The organism is Lysinibacillus sp. UBA5990, assembly GCF_002429815.1.
GTDB classification, from domain to species: Bacteria; Bacillota; Bacilli; order Bacillales_A; family Planococcaceae; genus Lysinibacillus; species Lysinibacillus fusiformis.
On record NZ_DJAY01000011.1, the window covers coordinates 139,643 to 159,015 of the forward strand.

Annotated in this window: 17 protein-coding genes; 14 read left to right on the forward strand and 3 right to left on the reverse strand. The window is 37.6% G+C overall.

The window, feature by feature from the left end:
• Positions 1-173: 173 nt before the first annotated feature.
• The 4 genes from sppA (at position 174) to B3D94_RS08155 (ending at position 3,488) form a co-directional block, all read left to right on the forward strand.
• The gene (sppA, locus tag B3D94_RS08140) at positions 174-1,187 is read left to right on the forward strand and encodes a signal peptide peptidase SppA (protein ID WP_291756445.1); all 1,014 of its coding nucleotides are present in this window, start codon (positions 174-176) and stop codon (positions 1,185-1,187) included.
• A gap of 12 nt (positions 1,188-1,199) precedes the next feature.
• A complete protein-coding gene (locus B3D94_RS08145) occupies positions 1,200-1,826 on the forward strand; it encodes an RDD family protein (protein ID WP_291756447.1) in 627 nt (208 codons plus the stop codon).
• 139 nt (positions 1,827-1,965) lie between these two features.
• Positions 1,966-2,469, forward strand: a complete 504-nt coding sequence (gene tpx / locus B3D94_RS08150; RefSeq protein ID WP_069482329.1) for a thiol peroxidase — start codon at positions 1,966-1,968, stop codon at positions 2,467-2,469.
• Between the two features lie 89 nt (positions 2,470-2,558).
• The gene (locus B3D94_RS08155) at positions 2,559-3,488 is read left to right on the forward strand and encodes a class I SAM-dependent methyltransferase (protein WP_069482328.1); all 930 of its coding nucleotides are present in this window, start codon (positions 2,559-2,561) and stop codon (positions 3,486-3,488) included.
• Positions 3,489-3,546: 58 nt separating this feature from the next.
• Here the strand turns inward: B3D94_RS08155 and B3D94_RS08160 are convergent, their stop codons facing one another.
• On the reverse strand, positions 3,547-3,996 hold the full coding sequence (locus B3D94_RS08160; protein ID WP_008176818.1) for a universal stress protein: 450 nt from the start codon (positions 3,994-3,996) through the stop codon (positions 3,547-3,549).
• Positions 3,997-4,398: 402 nt separating this feature from the next.
• Between B3D94_RS08160 and ald the strand changes: the two genes are divergently transcribed.
• Complete coding sequence (ald, locus tag B3D94_RS08165; RefSeq protein ID WP_008176820.1) at positions 4,399-5,514, forward strand: alanine dehydrogenase; 1,116 nt, start codon at positions 4,399-4,401, stop codon at positions 5,512-5,514.
• A gap of 198 nt (positions 5,515-5,712) precedes the next feature.
• Here the strand turns inward: ald and B3D94_RS08170 are convergent, their stop codons facing one another.
• Positions 5,713-6,801, reverse strand: a complete 1,089-nt coding sequence (locus tag B3D94_RS08170) for a M24 family metallopeptidase (RefSeq protein ID WP_291756456.1) — start codon at positions 6,799-6,801, stop codon at positions 5,713-5,715.
• A gap of 232 nt (positions 6,802-7,033) precedes the next feature.
• Here B3D94_RS08170 and B3D94_RS08175 point away from each other — a divergent pair, with 232 nt between their 5' ends.
• Positions 7,034-7,717 carry a metal-dependent hydrolase gene (locus B3D94_RS08175; RefSeq protein WP_291756459.1) on the forward strand — a complete coding sequence of 228 codons (684 nt, stop codon included), beginning with the start codon at positions 7,034-7,036 and terminating at the stop codon, positions 7,715-7,717.
• A gap of 152 nt (positions 7,718-7,869) precedes the next feature.
• Entirely contained in the window at positions 7,870-9,177 is a 1,308-nt protein-coding gene (locus tag B3D94_RS08180; protein WP_008176826.1) for a DRTGG domain-containing protein, read from the forward strand.
• Between the two features lie 52 nt (positions 9,178-9,229).
• On the opposite strand, the gene B3D94_RS08185 is transcribed toward B3D94_RS08180, so the two are convergent.
• Positions 9,230-9,535 carry a YtpI family protein gene (locus B3D94_RS08185; RefSeq protein ID WP_069482323.1) on the reverse strand — a complete coding sequence of 102 codons (306 nt, stop codon included), beginning with the start codon at positions 9,533-9,535 and terminating at the stop codon, positions 9,230-9,232.
• Positions 9,536-9,625: 90 nt separating this feature from the next.
• Between B3D94_RS08185 and B3D94_RS08190 the strand changes: the two genes are divergently transcribed.
• From B3D94_RS08190 to pyk, 7 genes are all read left to right on the forward strand, one after another.
• On the forward strand, positions 9,626-10,570 hold the full coding sequence (locus B3D94_RS08190; protein WP_083244729.1) for a DHH family phosphoesterase: 945 nt from the start codon (positions 9,626-9,628) through the stop codon (positions 10,568-10,570).
• A 21-nt stretch (positions 10,571-10,591) separates the two neighbouring features.
• The gene (dnaE, locus tag B3D94_RS08195) at positions 10,592-13,675 is read left to right on the forward strand and encodes a DNA polymerase III subunit alpha (protein ID WP_291756469.1); all 3,084 of its coding nucleotides are present in this window, start codon (positions 10,592-10,594) and stop codon (positions 13,673-13,675) included.
• Positions 13,676-13,808: 133 nt separating this feature from the next.
• Positions 13,809-14,450: a FadR/GntR family transcriptional regulator gene (locus tag B3D94_RS08200; protein WP_193832853.1), complete on the forward strand. Its 642-nt coding sequence runs from the start codon at positions 13,809-13,811 to the stop codon at positions 14,448-14,450.
• A gap of 24 nt (positions 14,451-14,474) precedes the next feature.
• The gene (accD, locus tag B3D94_RS08205) at positions 14,475-15,332 is read left to right on the forward strand and encodes an acetyl-CoA carboxylase, carboxyltransferase subunit beta (protein WP_291756472.1); all 858 of its coding nucleotides are present in this window, start codon (positions 14,475-14,477) and stop codon (positions 15,330-15,332) included.
• Entirely contained in the window at positions 15,325-16,281 is a 957-nt protein-coding gene (locus B3D94_RS08210) for an acetyl-CoA carboxylase carboxyltransferase subunit alpha (protein WP_291756474.1), read from the forward strand. The genes accD and B3D94_RS08210 overlap by 8 nt, the downstream gene beginning before the upstream one ends.
• A gap of 311 nt (positions 16,282-16,592) precedes the next feature.
• Positions 16,593-17,552 (forward strand): 6-phosphofructokinase, encoded by a 960-nt coding sequence (pfkA, locus tag B3D94_RS08215; protein ID WP_008176840.1) that lies wholly within the window; start codon positions 16,593-16,595, stop codon positions 17,550-17,552.
• Between the two features lie 26 nt (positions 17,553-17,578).
• Complete coding sequence (gene pyk / locus B3D94_RS08220) at positions 17,579-19,339, forward strand: pyruvate kinase (protein ID WP_291756477.1); 1,761 nt, start codon at positions 17,579-17,581, stop codon at positions 19,337-19,339.
• Positions 19,340-19,373 lie beyond the last annotated feature (34 nt).

Sequence of the window (19,373 nt, forward strand, 5' to 3'; positions counted from 1 at the left end):
GAAATAATGTCGAAAATCAAAGTTCATGCAAAGAAATGAACTTTGATTTTTTTTTTATTTTTAGGTAAGGTATTATGAGGAAATAAATAGAATAAAACTTTTTGCATATTATTGCAAAAAAATGAAACAAACGAGCAAGTCATACGTATTACGTGATAAGGAGGCGGAAAGACATGAATGTTAAAAGGTGGGTTGCTTTGATAGTGGCAGGTGTTCTTTTACTATTTTCATTAGGGATTAATACCATTTTTGCACTATTTAAAGCAGATTTCCTAGGTAATTTTGACAGTTTAATGGCAGGAAATAACCTAGATGTATATGAAAATGTAATTGAAGGAGATAATTTTGATAAAAGGATTGCCTATTTAAAGGTAGATGGAACAATCCAAGATATTGGATCAAGTTCACTATGGCAACCTGTTGCATATGATCATCAATTTTTCTTAGAACAATTGGATAATATTTTGTACGATGATACGATTCAAGGAATTGTTTTAAGTGTTAACTCTCCGGGTGGAGGGGTAAAAGAATCTGCTGAAATTTATAAAAAGCTATTGAAGATTAAAGAAGAACGACAAATTCCGATTTATGTATCGATGGATTCGATGGCAGCATCTGGTGGTTATTATATTTCAGCTCCAGCAGATAAAATATTTGCCCATCGTGATACGATAACAGGCTCGATTGGTGTAATCATGCAATCTATTAATTATCAAGCATTGGCTGAAAAAGTAGGTGTCAAATTCGAAACGTTTAAATCTGGCGAGCATAAGGATATGCTAAGTCCAATGCGTGATGTGACACCAGAGGAACGTGCGATGATGCAGGATATGATCAATGAAACATACGAAGAATTTGTGGATATCGTTGAACAAGGCCGTAAGATGTCAGAAGCTGATGTGAAGAAAGTGGCGGATGGTCGTATCCTAGGCGGTACAAAAGCACTTGAAGCAGGTTTAGTTGATGAAATTGGCGACGAAGAAGCTGCCATTGCAGCTTTACGCGCAGATTTTGGACTAGAAGATGCTGTATTGTTTGAATATGCCTATGATATGGGCGGATGGCAATCTGTTGTCGGAATGAAAATTGGCTCTATGTTTGGTCCTTCTGCGGAGGAAAAAATGCTAATGAAAATTATGACGGATTACAATGCACCTAAAATGATGTATTTATACGGGGAATACTAAGGAGGGAGTTCAATGACAAACAATGAAGTTGTTATGCAAGGTTCACCCTCAATGGAAAATGACTTTTTTAACAATGGCACGGAAGATTCAACAAGGCAAAAAAACTACACATTAAAAACGGCAGGCTTTTGGATTCGATTGTGGGCATTTCTATTGGATGGATTTATTGTATCTGCTGTAGTTGGAATACTCATTAATCCTATCTTTTATTTAATGGATTGGTCCTTATCAGAATCAGTTTGGTATGCCCCAATCTCCATTATTTCGGCGATTCTTTATTACTGTTATTTTGTCCTTATGACAAAATTTTTTGGTCAAACGCTAGGGAAGATGGTATTTGGGTTACGTGTTATTTCATTAAAGCATGATAACCTTACTTGGTCGGATGTGTTATTCCGTGAATGGATTGGGCGTATTATTAATAATATTGTGATGCCTCTATATATTTTGGTAGTTATTTTGCCAGACAATCAAGGGTTGCATGATTATTTCGCCGATACAACAGTGGTCCATGAGAAAGTCTATATTGAAAAGAATTTGGCACCACTTTTTATAGAGAAAAAGGAAGAGCATATAGCTTCTATTGAACAAGAGGGAAAACCTGAGCTAGAAAAACTTGAAGAAAAAAATGAACAATAAACTAGAGACTGTCTCAAACGAAGAGACAGTCTTTTCTATTGATAGCTTACACACTTCGAATAAAGTAAGCTATCTTAGTTGCAATTAATTCCCTTCATTTAGTAATATTATGTACATATGAAGATTAGGAGGCGTTTATATGGCACAAGTAACATTTAAAAATGGTCCAGTGACACTAGTGGGTAATGAAGTAAAGGTGGGCGATTCAGCACCAGATTTTACAGTATTAGCGAATGACCTTTCACCTGTAACATTAAAAGATTCAGAGGGGAAAATTCGTTTATTTAGTGTTGTACCATCATTAGATACTGGTGTATGTGATGCGCAAACACGTCGTTTCAATGAAGAAGCAGCTAACTTAGGTGATAATGTAGTGATTTATACAGTATCTGTAGATCTTCCATTCGCTCAAAAACGTTGGTGTGGGGCAGCAGGTATTGATGCTGTTCAAACGGTTTCTGATCACCGCGACCTTTCATTTGGTGAGGCTTATGGCGTGTACATTCAAGAATTACGTCTTCTGACACGTGCTGTATTTGTTGTGGATGCAAACAATAAAGTAACATATGTTGAGTATGTATCTGAGGCAACAGACCATCCAAACTATGAAGCGGCTATTGAAGCTGTTAAAGCACTAGCATAATGGCCTGCTTTTAGGCTAAGATAATACTAGACAAAGGGGCTGTGACGAGTGTTTGTCACGGCTCTTTTCTGCTTGAAAGGAAGTTATCTATGGAAAACATCGAGAAATTATTTGGTATGCTAAATGAGCATGCTGAAAAAATCGAAAAAGAACACAATACAACTTTGTTAGAGGGGTTACTAGATGGGCTAGAGGCATGGCTTGATGGCGAAGTGGATTTCTCACAAAAAGATGCGACAAAAGAGGATATTCGCAAGGCTATTCAAATTGCCATTCTAAAAGGAATGCGTAAAAGTTCTCAACCAAACCATCAAATGACACCTGATACGTTAGGGTTACTAGTGGGCTATTTTGTTGAGCAAATCTTTGCTGAACGTCTTGAGCATGACAAAATTTCGATTATGGATCCAGCAGTAGGTACGGGAAATTTACTACTAACAGTTATGAATTTATTAGATGGTAAAGTGGAGGCTACAGGTGTAGAGGTAGATGAGCTACTTATACGTTTGGCTGCAGCTACAGCTGATTTAACAGAGCAACCGATTTCGTTATATCGTCAGGATGCCTTACAAGATTTATTGGCAAATCCTGTTGATGCAGTAGTATGTGATTTACCTGTTGGCTATTATCCAAATGAAGAAATTGCCCTTGAGTATGAATTGTGCGCGCCTGAGGGAATGAGCTATGCCCACCATTTATTTATTGAGCAATCTATGAATTATACAAAGGAAGGTGGCTATTTATTTTTCCTTGCGCCATCACATCTTTTTGATTCAGAGCAGTCTAAGCAACTTCATAAGTACATTCAAAAGCATGCTTGGATTCAAGCGATTATTCAACTACCTGAATCCATGTTTGCCAATAAATCATTAGAAAAGAGCATTGTCATTTTGCAAAAACAATCGAAGGAATGTAAATCTCCTAAAGAAGTGCTTTTAGCAAAAGTACCTAATATGCAAAACAAACAGGCACTTGCTTTATTCTTTGAAAAAGTGAAAATGTGGAAAGAGGGCAAGTAATTGCTCATAGAATTCAAAAAGGTATCCTACAGTAGGATACCTTTTTATGTATTGCTGATTAGTTTTCAGGTGTGCGGATTACAAGAACGTCACAATTAGCTGAACGTACAATTGCTTCTGATACTGAACCAATTAGGAAACGTTCTACTGCATTTAGACCTGTTGCACCACAAATGATTAGATCTGCGTCTACAATTTTAGAAAGCTCTTTAGTAATAATATTTTTTGGAGAACCATATTCGATGATTAGGTTAACGTTTGCGATACCTTCATCTTCAGCTTGCTTTTTGTAACCATTTAATAGTTCTTCAGAGAATGCTTGAGCACGTTCTGCAATGGAACGGTCGTATGCTTCAATCGCAGCGAATGAACGTGTATCAATAACATTCACTAAATTTAATACAGAACCCTCATTACGCTTCGCCACGTCAATTGATTTACGAAAAGCGTATTCAGCTTCCTTAGAACCGTCTACTGCAACCACAATGCTTTTATAATGATTAGCCATTTGAAAAACCTCCCTGATTTGTATATGTTGATTATACCAAATGATTTTCTAAAGGAAATACTTTCCGGAAGAAAAATTATGAAAAAGTGAAGGCATTTCATGAAGAAAATATATTTACTTAGTTCCCACTATTAGCAACGTGTAAACGTAATTTTGATTTTCGTAATAGAAGGTTATATATTGCTGTAATTTTCCTTTTTGTTTTATAAATATAATAATTTATTATCTAAAATCACCGTTTAAATATTTTGTATTTTGGAAATGTTAGAAATTTTATTTGTATTTATTTTAATTAAAGCTTTTTTTTTATTTGTTTGGTAATATGGAATTGCAAGGGGTGCATCAATAATTAATTACATAAATGATGCTGATTTTTTACGTAATGGAAGGGGATAGGAAACTATGAAAATTGGTATTCCAAAGGAAATTAAAAACAATGAAAATCGTGTAGCAATGACACCAGCAGGAGTTGTTACTTTAACACATGCAGGTCATGAGGTGTACATTGAAACTGGAGCAGGCTTAGGATCAAGCTTTACGGATGCTGATTATATTGCAGCTGGGGCTCATATTGTGCAAACTGCTAAAGAAGCTTGGTCACAAGAGATGATTATGAAGGTGAAAGAGCCTGTAGCTTCTGAATATGATTACTTCTATGAAGGTCAAATCTTATTCACTTACTTACACTTAGCGCCAGAAGTTGAATTGACTCAGGCACTTTTAAATAAAAAAGTTGTAGGGATTGCCTACGAAACAGTTCAATTAGCAAATGGTTCACTACCATTATTAACACCGATGAGTGAAGTAGCAGGTAAAATGGCTACACAAATTGGTGCACAGTTCTTAGAGAGAAATCATGCTGGTAAAGGTATTTTACTTGGCGGTGTATCAGGTGTACAACGCGGTAAAGTAACAGTCATCGGTGGTGGTATCGCGGGAACTAACGCTGCGAAAATCGCTGTTGGTATGGGAGCAGATGTAACAGTTATCGATTTAAGCCCTGAGCGCTTACGCCAATTAGAAGATATGTTTGGCCGTGATGTTCAAACATTGATTTCTAATCCTTATAATATTGCAGAATCTGTAAAAACTTCCGATTTAGTAATTGGCGCTGTGTTAATTCCAGGCGCAAAAGCACCGAAACTTGTGTCAGAAGAAATGATTCAATCAATGCAAGCAGGCTCTGTAGTAGTGGATATAGCTATTGACCAAGGCGGTATTTTTGCTTCTTCAGATCGTGTCACAACACATGATGATCCAACATACGTAAAACACGGCGTTGTACATTATGCAGTTGCGAATATGCCTGGAGCAGTACCACGTACATCAACAATTGCTTTAACAAATAATACAATTCCTTATGCACTTCAAATTGCGAATAAAGGCTATAAACAAGCTTGTCTAGACAATGTTGCACTGAAAAAAGGTGTCAATACATTAGATGGACAACTAGTATATAAAGCTGTTGCGGATTCACAAGGACTTCCATATGTAAATGTGGATGAGCTTATTCAATAATTTCATGTAAAAATGAAAAATCCTTCGAGAATTCACTCTCGAAGGATTTTGTTATTTTTCTTCCAAACATTTCTCTAGTAAAGATCAACGACGCTTATTTTAGTTCAATGGAAAAGAAAAAAGACTATAGACAAACTCTCAAAGTTTTTGAGTTTGTCTACAGTCTGAAGGAGGGCATTCGGATGCTTCCTTTTTATATTATAGAATGATTAAATCTTTCGGGAATTTTGTTAATACTTCCACACCATCTTTTGTTACAACAACATCATCCTCGATACGTACACCTGTTACATCTGATTTATAAATTCCAGGCTCAATCGTAAAGACCATGCCCTCTTCCATTGTCATGTCATTTGTTCCTGTAACAGATGGGAATTCATGTACAGAAATACCAAGACCATGTCCAAGACGATGTGTGAAATATTCTCCAAACCCTGCTTCTGTAATCGTATCGCGTGCGATTTTATCTAAGTCCATAGCACGGACACCAGGCTTCACAGCTGAAACGGCATTTTGATTAGCTGCTAACACAGCATGATAAATTTCTTTTTGTGCTTCACTTGGCTCACCAAATGCAACCGTACGTGTAATATCAGAGCAATAGCCATCGTAAATGACACCAAGGTCAAATAGTACCATATCCCCTTTTTCTATTTTACGTGCACCTGGATGACCATGAGGAGAGGCCGTTTTAGGTCCACTCAAGACCATTGTTTCAAAGGACATTTTACAGCCTTTATCTTGAATAGCACTTTCAATGGCTGTTAAAATTTCCATTTCTGTTTTACCTTCAGCAATTTCCTTGCAACCGATTTCAATAGCATAATCAGCTAACTCCGCAGCCTTGCGTAATTTGTCTAATTCACTTTCATCTTTAATTACGCGCATTGCATTAATTTTTTCGTCTAGACGTACAAAATTTGCTTGTGGGAAGGATTGCTGTAGGGCCTCTAAGCGTTCCACAATTAGCTGTGCCTTTTCAATGGCAAACGTAGTTGGTTGAATTTCACGAGATGTAATGGCTTGTGCAAGGATTTCCATCGAATTGTCAGTGTCTTGGTGGCCAATAACTTCATAAGACCAACCAGCCGCTTTTGCATCTGGAATTTCCATTTGCGGACAAATTAGAAAAGGTTCAGCATCTTTAAAAATCATGACACCTAGTAATCTCTCATGTGGATTACTTTTAAAGTTTGAAACGTAAAAAACATTGTCAGGTGTAGTGATAAATGCTGCATCAATGTGATGTTGCTGCAAATAACTTTGGATTTCTTCAACCTTTGACATAAATATGTCCTCCTTTTTAGTACATGGGTAATTTTAATGAGGAACTTTCGACTTTCTAAAGAAAATGGCTGTTCCTCTTAATCACTGAATAATTGTGATCTAACAAAGTATAAAATTGTTAGAAAGTGATACGATTATTCTCTGTACAAGCATATCAAAAAAAGGGAAAAAGCGCATGGGTAGCGAATTAAATTGGAGGGGTTTTCATTAATAAATCGAGGAGGACATTAAGATGGAAATAAGCTATCATGGACATTCTATTGTCAAAATACAAACAAATGGGAAAACAATTTTAATTGATCCTTTTATTAACGGTAATGGACAAACAGATTTAAAGGTTACTGAGGAAGCACCAGATATTATTTTATTAACACACGGTCATAATGATCATGTTGGAGACACCATAGAACTAGCGAAGAAAAAAGATGCGCTAGTCATTGCTCCAAATGAATTAGCCAATTGGATTTCCTGGCAAGGAGTAAAAACACATCCAATGCATATTGGAGGGGCTAAGGAATTCGATTTTGGGAAAGTGAAGTTTACACAAGCATTCCATGGCTCTTCTTATGTAACAGATACAAATGAAATTATTTATATGGGTATGCCAGCCGGGATATTACTGTTTGTTGAAGGGTTAACGATTTATCATGCAGGCGATACAGCTCTATTTGGTGATATGAAATTAATTGGTGAACGACACCCAATAGATATAGCATTCCTACCAATCGGTGATAATTTTACAATGGGTCCTGAAGACGCTGCATGTGCAGTTTCATTCTTAAAGCCTAAGATTGTCGTGCCAATTCATTACAATACATTCCCGCCTATCGAGCAAGATCCTCAGGTTTTTGCTGATTTAGTACAAAACTCAGAGGTTCAAATTTTAAAAGCTGGTGAGAAAGTAAACTGTTTCTAATCGTTGATAATGCTGTACTATATGAATTGACACCACGCTGGTAGTTGAAATGGTGGGGGTTTTTAAACAATTTGATCACTTTATATTAAATATTTTTATAAAAAATATGGTACACTAAGAGCAGAATTGAAGCTTAGGAAATAGGTGATATTTTGTCTACAAAACATGAGAAAATTTTACAATACATCGAGTCACTACCAGTGGGCGATAAAATTTCAGTACGTCAAATCGCGAAGGAAATGCAAGTGAGTGAAGGGACTGCATATCGTGCTATAAAAGAAGCAGAAAACCGTCGCTTAGTAAGTTCAATTGAACGTGTTGGAACAATTCGTATTGAAAAGAAAAAGAAAGAAAATATTGAACGCTTAACTTTTGCAGAAATTGTTAATATCGTAGATGGTCAAGTTTTAGGTGGAAAATCAGGTCTACATAAAACGTTAACGAAATTTGTCATAGGGGCCATGCAATTAGAAGACATGATGCGCTACACAGATGCAGGTAGCTTATTGATTGTAGGGAATCGTATTAAGGCCCATGAAAATGCCCTTCGAGCAGGTGCTGCTGTTTTAATTACTGGTGGTTTTGATACGACGGATGCCAATAAACAACTTGCTGATTCGTTGGATTTACCAATAATTTCAACTAGCTATGATACGTTTACTGTAGCAACGATGATTAACCGAGCCATTTATGATCAGCTCATCAAAAAGGATATTTTATTTATTGAAGATATTTATGTTCCTATGACTGACACAGCAGCGTTAAAAAATGATGAAACCATCCGTCATTTCCAAAAGTTAAATGAACGCACAACACACGGTGCATTTCCAGTTGTCACTCATCAAAATAAACTTGTCGGAATGATTACTGTAAAAGATGTTATTGGTCGAGAGGAAAATGAGCTAGTTGAAAAGGTTATGACGAAGAATCCAATTGCTGGCTCTATGAAAATGAGTGTTGCTTCAGCCGGGCATCGTATGATTTGGGAAGGAATTGACCTATTACCAATCGTAAATGATGACAACATTTTACAAGGAGTCATTAGTCGTCAGGACGTGCTTAAAGCACTACAGCTAGCTCAAAGACAGCCCCAGCATGGTGAAACTATAGATGATTTAGTGAAAAATGAGATGAAGGTACTTGGTGATGAGGAGCTCGTCGTGGAATTTAAAGTTACACCTCAAATGACGAATCAATACGGGGCGATTTCTTACGGTGCTTTCACAACTCTATTAGCTGAAGTGGGTTCATTTGCATTAAAGCGTCGAAAACGTGGAGATGCAGTAGCCGAGAATATGACCATCTACTTTATTAAACCAGTACAAATGGAAAGTACACTTACAGTCAAGCCACGAATTTTAGACATGAGTCGTAAGTTTGTGAAAATGGATTTTGAAGTGTATAATCAACAAATACTTGTTGGTAAAGCAATGATGATGTTCCAGCTGTTAGAACGTTAAGGATTGAAAGGGATGGCCTAGCGCAATTGCTTGGTCATCCCTTTGTTACATATTATCGATTAATGCGAAATTCTTCCTCAACAAATTGACCATAATGACGCGCTTTTTTCGTATTTTCTACTACGACAAAGATGCCTAGCACGACAAGAATTGCTACAATTATAAATGTATATAAGCTAGGGAATAAATAGGCTTGATTGAATCCGAAAAACAGTAGGAATGAACCGAAGCCGATATTCGCCTTACTTTTATACCAATTTTTAGCGATTGGTAATGAAGAACGGAACTGTTTTGTTTTAAAATAGAAATAAAAGACAAAAGATATAATTATCGCAAATACAAATAATAAATTGAGCATAGTAAACCTCCTAGCATAACTAGACATTATTGTAACGATAATTGTAGAAAAATGCTAACGGTTCTTACTATCATTTTGGAGGAATTTATTGTGAAAAGACAAATCATCGACACAATTGCTGCCTATGAAACAATCATTATTCATCGTCATGTACGACCGGATCCAGATGCATATGGCTCACAACTTGGATTAAAAGAATTGATTTTAGCAAATTATCCGGAGAAAAAGGTTTTTGCTGTAGGTGACCATGATGCTTCCTTAACATTTATGGCACAGCCTGATCAAGTAGCCGATGCCGTTTACGAACATGCTTTAGTAATTGTGACTGACACAGCCAATACAGAACGTGTTGACGATCAACGCTATACAAAGGGAAAAATGATGATTAAAATTGATCATCATCCAAATGATGATGCCTATGGTGATCTTTTATGGGTTGATACGACAGCAAGTTCTTGCAGTGAAATGATTTACGAGCTGTATGAGGAAGGTAAGGAAGTAGCTAACTGGCAACTGTCAGATACTGCTGCACGATTATTATTTGCAGGAATTGTAGGGGATACAGGTAGATTCCAATTCCCAAGTACTACTGCTAAAACATTTAAAGTAGCTGCAGACCTGATTACATATGATTTTGATCGAAATCAAATTTTTGATGGTATGTATGAAATGGAGCAAAAACTGCTCAATTTACAAGGTTATATTTATCAGAACTTTAAAATGGATGAGTATGGAGCAGCCCATGTAAAGCTAACAAAAGAATTATTAGCAGAACATGATATTGTACCATCAGAGGCATCGTTGCTAGTAGGCTGCCTAGGAAGTGTTAAAGGAATTTGTTCGTGGGTTGTATTTATTGAAGAAGAAGATCAAATTCGTGTGCGTTTACGTTCGAAGGGTCCAATTATTAATACATTAGCAAAAGAGTTTAATGGTGGTGGACATCCGCTGGCTTCTGGAGCTACGGCTTATTCATGGAAAGAGGCAGATGACGTCATCATAAGATTACAAGAGATTTGTAAAGCGTATCATTAAAAAGAAAAGGAAGGGATTCATTTGACACATGTATACGCAAAGATGCATACGAGCGCGGATTTATTGAAAAGCACAATTCGGCTTGAGCAATTGATTCCTTTTTTACAAGAACAAAAGACACAGGCCTGTGCAATCGTAAATACGAAATTGTACGGGCTTTTGCCTTTTTGTAAAGCCATGCAGCAAGTAAATATACATGCTGTCATTGGGCTTTCAGTAAAGGTGCAATGGCATGACAAAACGTTTCCTCTTGTGCTGTATGCACAGTCTCAGGAGGGCTACCAGCATTTATTGAAAATTAGTAGTGCGGTTTCCATTAGGGAAGATGAAGTGCTACCTTGGAAATGGCTAGAGGGCTATGCAGCAGGATGCTTGGCATTGCTTTCTTCAGATGATATAGGTGATTTAGAAGATTGTCATGCATTAGTTTCTGCCTTAGCCCATCTCTTTACGCATCATTTTTATATGGGAATTACCAGACCTGGAGGGGTAACGCAAGCTAATGAGAAAGAACTTGTAGAGTGGTGTGAAGGACAGGCGATTCCACTTGTAGCCGTTCAAAGCTGTTATTTTTTACGTCCTGATGATCATTTTGCATACGAAGTAGCAAGAGCTATCGATACGGGAGACAAGCTTGGCGATACGATGCTAACAGCTAATTTACAAGGTTATTATGCACCTACAGCACTAGAGTGGCAAAGTTGGTTTGTTGATCGACCAGAATGGCTAGAGTCTTGTGGACAAATGCTTGCCAGCTGTCACGCTATCATCCCAGAAATGTCTGTACAAATGCCTAAATTTCCTGTGCCAGTTGGTGAGACATCTGAAAGCTTACTTGTTAAAGAAGCATTTGCTGGATTAGAGGAGCGGTTCAACCAGATGGATATTCCAAATGGTTACCGAGAACGATTACAATATGAGCTTGAAATAATATGTTCAATGGGCTTCGCTGATTATTTTTTAGTAGTAGCTGATTTTATGCGCTTTGCGAAAGACAATCGAATTTTGACTGGACCTGGTCGTGGTTCTTCCGCTGGGTCACTGGTTGCCTATAGTTTAGCTATTACGCAAGTAGACCCCCTTGCCTATGGTTTATTATTTGAACGATTTTTAAATCCTGAACGGATATCTTTACCTGATATAGATATTGATTTTGTCGATAGTAAACGACATCAAGTGATCCAATACGTTGCACAAAAGTATGGTAAAGCCAATGTGGCGCAAATCATTACATTCGGTACATTGTCTGCCAAAGCAGTTGCTCGAGATGTCGCGAGAGTTTTTGGTTTTGGTGCAGAGACGTTGGAAAAAATTTCTAAAATGATACCGAATAAACCAGGCATTACATTACAAATGGCTATAGATGAATCATATGATTTACAGAGCTGGCTCTCTGAGGATGACCAACATCAGCGTTGGTTTGAAGTGGCGCTAAAATTAGAGGGTTTGCCGAGAAATTCCTCTACCCATGCGGCAGGCGTTGTTATTGCACCCTCTCCATTAGTAAATACAGTCCCCATAGAGGATGGACATGAAGGCATCTATTGCACACAATGGCCGATGGGGGATATAGAGGCATGTGGTCTCGTCAAAATGGATTTTTTAGGTTTACGTAATCTTACTATTTTAGAGCAAATGCGTTGGTCCATTTATAAAGCTGGTGGACCATGGATTGATTTTGAACGAATTCCTATGCATGATGAAAAGACTTTTCATTTATTGCAAAAGGGTGATACATCAGGTATTTTCCAATTAGAATCAGAAGGAATGAAACAAGCATTACGTGACATTCATCCATCACACTTTTTAGATATTGTAGCCGTAAATGCACTTTATCGTCCAGGTCCAATGGAATTTATACCTGTCTATGCTAGACGAAAAGCCGGCAAAGAAATGGTTGTTATGCCTCACCCTGTGCTAGAGCCCATTTTACAAGAGACTTTTGGTGTAATTGTCTATCAAGAGCAGATTATCAAGATTGCCTCTGTGCTTGCAGGATTCTCAATGGGACAAGCAGATTTACTTCGCCGTGCAGTTAGTAAAAAAAATCGCCAAGTGCTAGAGGAGCAACAGGTTGCCTTTGTGCAAGGGGCATTAAAACAAGGCTATGAACAACATGTGGCGACAGAGGTGTACGAATTAATTGTCCGCTTTGCCGATTACGGATTTCCTAAAAGTCATGCTGTAGCCTATAGTGTTATTTCCTATCAAATGGCATATTTAAAAGCTCATTTCCCTCAAAGCTTTTACGCCGCATTATTATCTAATGCAACGGGAAATATAGATAAAATTCAACAGCTAGTGCAAGAGGCCAAGGACAAACGTATCCCATTTTATCCACCTTCATTAAAGGACAGTACAAAGTATTTTACTGTTGAGCAAGAGGGAATACGTTATAGCTTATCAGGAATTAAAGGCGTCCCTCATACTTTTATTGAGAATATCAATACTTTGCGCCAAACGAACCCCCAGGCATTGCATAACCTTTTTGATTTAGCTGTAGCATTAAGTGCACAGCATTTTAAACCGAAAATAATAGAATCATTAATTTATGCAGGAGCCCTAGATTATATAGAGAAAGACCGTGCGATACTAATCATGACAATTGATGCTGCTTTAAAACACGCTGAACTTCTACGACCAACTGAGGATATTGATATAACAACTGCTACAGAATTTAGCTTTGGAAAGCCCAAATATATGCAGGTGGATGATATGCCACAAAAAGAAAAATTGATACATGAGAAGGAAAGTTTAGGTTTTTACATTTCTGCCCATCCTGTTACGCAAGAAAGACCATATTGGGCTGATGTGAATAGTACATGTCGTGAGTTAAAGCAGATGCGAGATGGTACGTATGTGAAGATGATTGGTGTCATTGATGAAGTAAAAAAAATTCGTACCAAAAAAGGAGAGCAGATGGCCTTTGTTCAATTACAGGATGAGCATGGAACTGTTTCTGTTACGTTATTTCCACAAGTTTTCCAATTCGTTCAAGACTTGTTAATAGAAGATGAAATTCTGTTTATAGAAGGAACTTTAGAAAGACGTTTTGGAAAGCCACAAATTAAAGTAAAACATGCGCAAACGAGGAAAAAGATATAAAATGAAACGAGAATTTAGAAACTGCATTAAATTTTATGCAGTTTTTTCTTTACTTTTGAACAGTAATTTTGTAAGCTAGAGTCAACGTTAAAAAGTGGTCTGACCACTTTTTTTGATAAGGGGAGTTAGTCGTATGGATAAAAAAACCGAACAAAAAAAAGTGTTTTTAGAAATCGTCCAACAACTACGTCAACTTATAAAAATGGAAAAAATTCAAGCAGGTGAAAAGATTCCCTCAGAACGAGTCTTATCTGAGCGTCTAGGTGTCGGGCGATCCTCTGTCAGAGAGGCATTGCGAAGTCTAGAATTGCTAGGTCTTATTGAAACGAGACATGGTGGTGGTACTTTTCTTGCTTCCACACATAAGCATCAGCTTGTAGAAATCCTGTCGATGTTTATATTAGAAGATGAAAAATCAAAAAAAGATGTCGAATATACGCGGCAAATTCATGAAAAGGAAGCTATTCGCGTAATAAGTTGTACAGAGATTCTTCGCACACTACCTGTGTGGGATAGTTTTTTTGTGAAACTAGAATTAGAAGGTATGATTAATTGTCGTGATATATTGAGAGAACTTTTAATCACAACAGGTAATCGTTTATCATTAAAAATCTGGTTTCAATTGGCAGCTTATGATGGCGACCGTTTAAATCGAAACTCAACAGAAGATGAAAAAATAATCATTCAAACCATGTTGAAATCGATGCAGCTAGGGTACGAAAAAGAAGCACTAAAAGCTTATGAGCAGTGGATGAGTACTGTACAAAGCACTTAGACAACAACAAAGGGGGAGTCAAACATGGCAATACGTAGCTTATTTAGTGGTAATCGAAAAAAGAAAGAGGATGGACAGGAAAATTCATTTCCAGAAGGATTAATGACAAAATGTCCTGAATGCCGCCATATTCAATTAACGAAAGAACTAGAAAAAAATCATAAAGTATGTACAAAATGTAGTCATCATTTCAAAATGACTGCACAAGAACGTGTGAACTACTTCTTGGATGAAGGTTCATTCGTTTCTATGGATGATCATTTACAAACAAGCAATCCATTGAATTTCCCAGCATACGTGGAGAAAATTTCAGCTGACCAAGAAAAAACAGGCTTGAATGAAGCTGTACTAACAGGCGTTGGCGCATTAGATGGAGAAGAAATTGTTGTTGCTATTATGGATTCTCACTTCCGTATGGGGTCTATGGGTTCAGTTGTGGGTGAAAAAATTACTCGTGCAGTAGAGAAAGCAACTGAATTAGGTGTGCCATTTATTATCTTTACGGCTAGTGGTGGTGCGCGTATGCAAGAAGGTGTACTGTCTTTAATGCAAATGGCAAAAACAAGTGTTGCCTTAAAGCGTCATAGCGATCAAGGTTTATTGTTTATTTCCATTTTAACGCATCCTACAACTGGTGGGGTTTCAGCAAGCTTTGCCTCTGTTGGTGATATAAATATTGCAGAACCACAAGCATTAATTGGCTTTGCTGGTCGTCGTGTTATTGAAGAAACTGTAAGAGAAAAACTACCGAATGATTTCCAAACAGCAGAATTTTTATTAGAGCATGGCCAACTTGATGCCATTTTCCCTCGCAAAGATTTACGTAAACAAGTTTCATTACTTGTAAAAATGCATACGAAAGGCGGCGTGCAACATGTCTAAAAATTTAGCGTTTGAAGAACCAGTTATCCAATTACGAGAAAAAATTGATGAATTAAAAACAATAGCTACTGAAGCAGATGTAGATATGACAGGTGAAATAGAGAAATTAGAAACACGGTTATCACAATTAGAGCAATCTATTTATGCGAATATGAAGCCGTGGGATCGTGTGCAAGTTGCAAGACATCCAGAAAGACCTACCACTTTACAATATATTGAAGCGATATGTGAGAATTTCATTGAATTGCATGGAGATCGTACTTTTGGTGATGATGCTGCGATCCTTGGTGGGATTGGTATTTTTGAAGGGCAACCTGTAACAATAATCGGACACCAACGTGGAAAATCTACAAAAGAAAATATACGACGTAATTTTGGTATGCCGCACCCAGAAGGTTATCGTAAAGCCCTACGTTTGATGAAGCAAGCAGAAAAATTTAATCGACCAATAATTTGTTTTATTGATACAAAAGGTGCTTATCCAGGTAAAGCTGCTGAAGAACGTGGGCAAAGTGAAGCAATTGCTAGAAACCTTGTTGAAATGGCAGGCTTAACAGTCCCAGTCATCAGTATTGTGATTGGAGAAGGAGGAAGTGGTGGTGCGCTAGCATTAGGTGTTGCAAACCGTGTCTTTATGCTAGAAAACTCAACATATTCCGTTATTTCTCCAGAAGGAGCGGCGTCAATTTTATGGCGTGATGGTAGCCTAGCTAAGCAGGCAGCTGAAGCAATGCGTATAACGGCACCGGATTTAAAAGAGCTTGGTGTTATAGATGGTATCATCCCTGAGATTATTGGTGGTGCGCATCGTAATGTAGCAAAACAGGCACTTTATATTAAAGAATGCATCAGCACTACACTTGATGCATTAAATTCTCTAAATGGAGAACAATTAATTGACGATCGTTATGAGAAGTTCAAAAAAATCGGACAATATACAGAAGTATAAAACCATTTTTGGAAGTCTATCTTCTGATAGCGTCAAAAAAATGGGGATATGAATTTGCTCGTTAAGAGACAAAATTTGTTACTTAACATATTAAAAAGCTATAAAAATTAAAGAAGCTAGGTACGCAATCTGAACGTCAGACTTCTTGAAAAAATGTTAGATTTAGGATGTTTTTGGATGGAAAGAGTGTGTGAAAGCGCATTCTTTTCATTTTTTATGTAAAAGTTATGTTTTTGTATCCCCAGAACCCTTACATAGTTTGTTTTTTCATGTTAATGTGAATAATAATAGTAACTGCAGGAGGTTCGACAATGAAAAAAATTGCTGTATTAACTAGTGGTGGAGATGCGCCTGGAATGAACGCAGCTATTCGAGCGGTTGTTCGTAAGGCAGCATTCCATGGAATTGATGTTGTCGGAATTAAACATGGTTATGAGGGCTTAGTAAAAGGTTATTTAGAAGAACTTGATCTAGGTTCAGTTGGTGGTATTATTCAGCGTGGTGGTACCCATTTAAATTCTGCCAGATGTCCAGAATTTAAAGAAGATGCCGTGCAACTACAAGGCATTGAAAATTTACGAGCTGCCGGCATTGAAGGACTTGTTGTCATTGGTGGTGATGGTTCTTATAGAGGGGCTATGGATTTAGTGAAAAAAGGCTTCCCTGCTGTAGGTGTCCCAGGAACTATCGATAATGATGTTCCTGGGACAGAATATACGATAGGCTTTGATACGGCACTCAATACAGTAGTAGAATCCATTGATAAAATCCGTGACACAGCTACTTCTCATGAAAATTCTTTCATAGTTGAGGTTATGGGTCGTGACGCAGGGGATATTGCTTTATGGGCAGGACTTGCTGCCGGTGCTGAAACAGTCTTAATTCCAGAAGAGGATTATGATTTAGATGATATTGTGGCACGCTTAGATCGTGGTGCAGCACGTGGGAAGAAGCATAGTATCATTATTGTTGCAGAAGGCGTTATGTCTGGAAATGAACTAGCTAAGTTGATAAAAGAAAAGACTGGAAAAGAAACACGAGTTTCTGTGTTAGGTCATATTCAGCGTGGTGGTTCACCAACTGCACGTGATCGCGTATTGGCAAGTCAGTTTGGCGCACATGCAGTGGAGTTACTAATGGAAGGCAAGTATGGCCGAGCGGTAGGTATTCGCAATCATCAAGTTATCGATTATGATATGCCGGAGGCTTTTGAAAAAAATCATGAGGCAGATGTAAGTCTATACACACTTATGAAAGAACTATCAATATAATTTTGTTATAAACGGAGTGGGCAAAAATGAGAAAAACAAAAATCGTATGTACAATTGGACCTGCAAGTGAGTCACCTGAAACATTAGAAAAATTAATTGAAGCAGGTATGAATGTAGCCCGCTTGAATTTTTCACATGGCTCTCATGAAGAGCATGCGGGACGAATTCATTTAATTCGTGAAGTGGCACAAAAGTTAAATAAACCAGTAGGGATTTTATTAGACACAAAAGGTCCTGAAATTCGTACGCATAACATGAAAAATGGTGAGCTTCATTTATCAGCTGGTCAAGTGATTGATATTTCAATGACTGAAGTGGAAGGTACGGAGACAAGCTTTTCTGTTACTTATGAGCAATTAGTAGAAGATGTTGAGCAAAACTCAATTATTTTACTTGATGATGGTCTTATCCAATTACGTGTATTAGCTACAGATGTTGAAAAAGGTTTAATTCATACGATTGTAGAAAATGCTGGCGTATTGAAAAATAAAAAAGGTGTCAACGTACCAGGTGTTTCTGTACAACTTCCAGGTATTACAGAAAAGGATGCACAAGATATTTTATTTGGTATTGAACAAGGTGTTGATTTCATTGCAGCCTCGTTCGTTCGTCGAGCAAAAGATGTGCTTGAAATTCGTGAGTTGCTTGAGCAAAATAGCGGTGGGCATATCCAAATCATCCCGAAAATTGAAAACCAAGAAGGTGTCGATAATATCGATGAGATTATCCTTGTGTCCGATGGATTGATGGTAGCACGTGGAGATCTAGGTGTTGAAATTCCAGCAGAAGAAGTACCACTTGTACAAAAGAAATTAATTCTAAAATGTAATCAAGTAGGGAAACCAGTTATTACGGCTACTCAAATGTTGGATTCTATGCAACGTAACCCACGTCCAACACGTGCAGAAGCAAGTGATGTAGCGAACGCCATCATCGATGGTACAGATGCAATCATGTTATCAGGAGAAACTGCTGCGGGTCTATATCCAGTGGAGTCAGTACAAACAATGAATAAAATTGCTCAACGTACTGAAGATTCATTAGATTATAAATCGATTGTTTCTACACGTAGTCGTGAAAAAGAAGCCAATATGACGGAAGCTATTTCACAAGCAGTTGCTTACACATCTATTAATTTAGGTGTTAAAGCCGTATTAGCACCAACAGAAAGTGGTAATACAGCTAGAATGATTGCAAAATATCGACCAGGTGTACCAATTGTTGCAGTAACAGGCTCAACAAATACGGCTCAAACATTAACTTTAGTGTGGGGTGTGCACCCAATTGTTTGCCAACGTGTTACAACAACAGATGAGATTTTAGAATTAGCTGTAGATGAAAGCTTGAAACACGGTTTCGTCACACATGGTGATGCTGTTGTAATTACAGCAGGTGTGCCAGTTGGTGAAGCGGGTACAACAAACCTAATGAAAGTACACATTATTGGCGATTTACTTGCTCGTGGTCAAGGGATTGGCAAGGCATCCGTTGTAGGTAAAACGGTTATTGCTAAAAATGCAGCTGAAGCACTTGCTTATGATACAGAAGGATGCATCCTTGTAACAGTTGGTTCAGACCGTGAAATGATGCCAGCAATAGAAAATTGCATTGGGCTAATTGCTGAAGAAGGTGGACTAACTAGTCATGCTGCAGTAGTTGGACTAAGTCTTGGTATTCCAGTAATTGTTGGCGTAAAAGAAGCAACAACGTTATTACGCCATGGTCAAGAAATTACGATGGACGCTGAAACAGGCGTTATCTATAAAGGACATGCTAGCGTTCTTTAAATATAAACAAAAAGCTCTAGTGCGATTTGTTGTA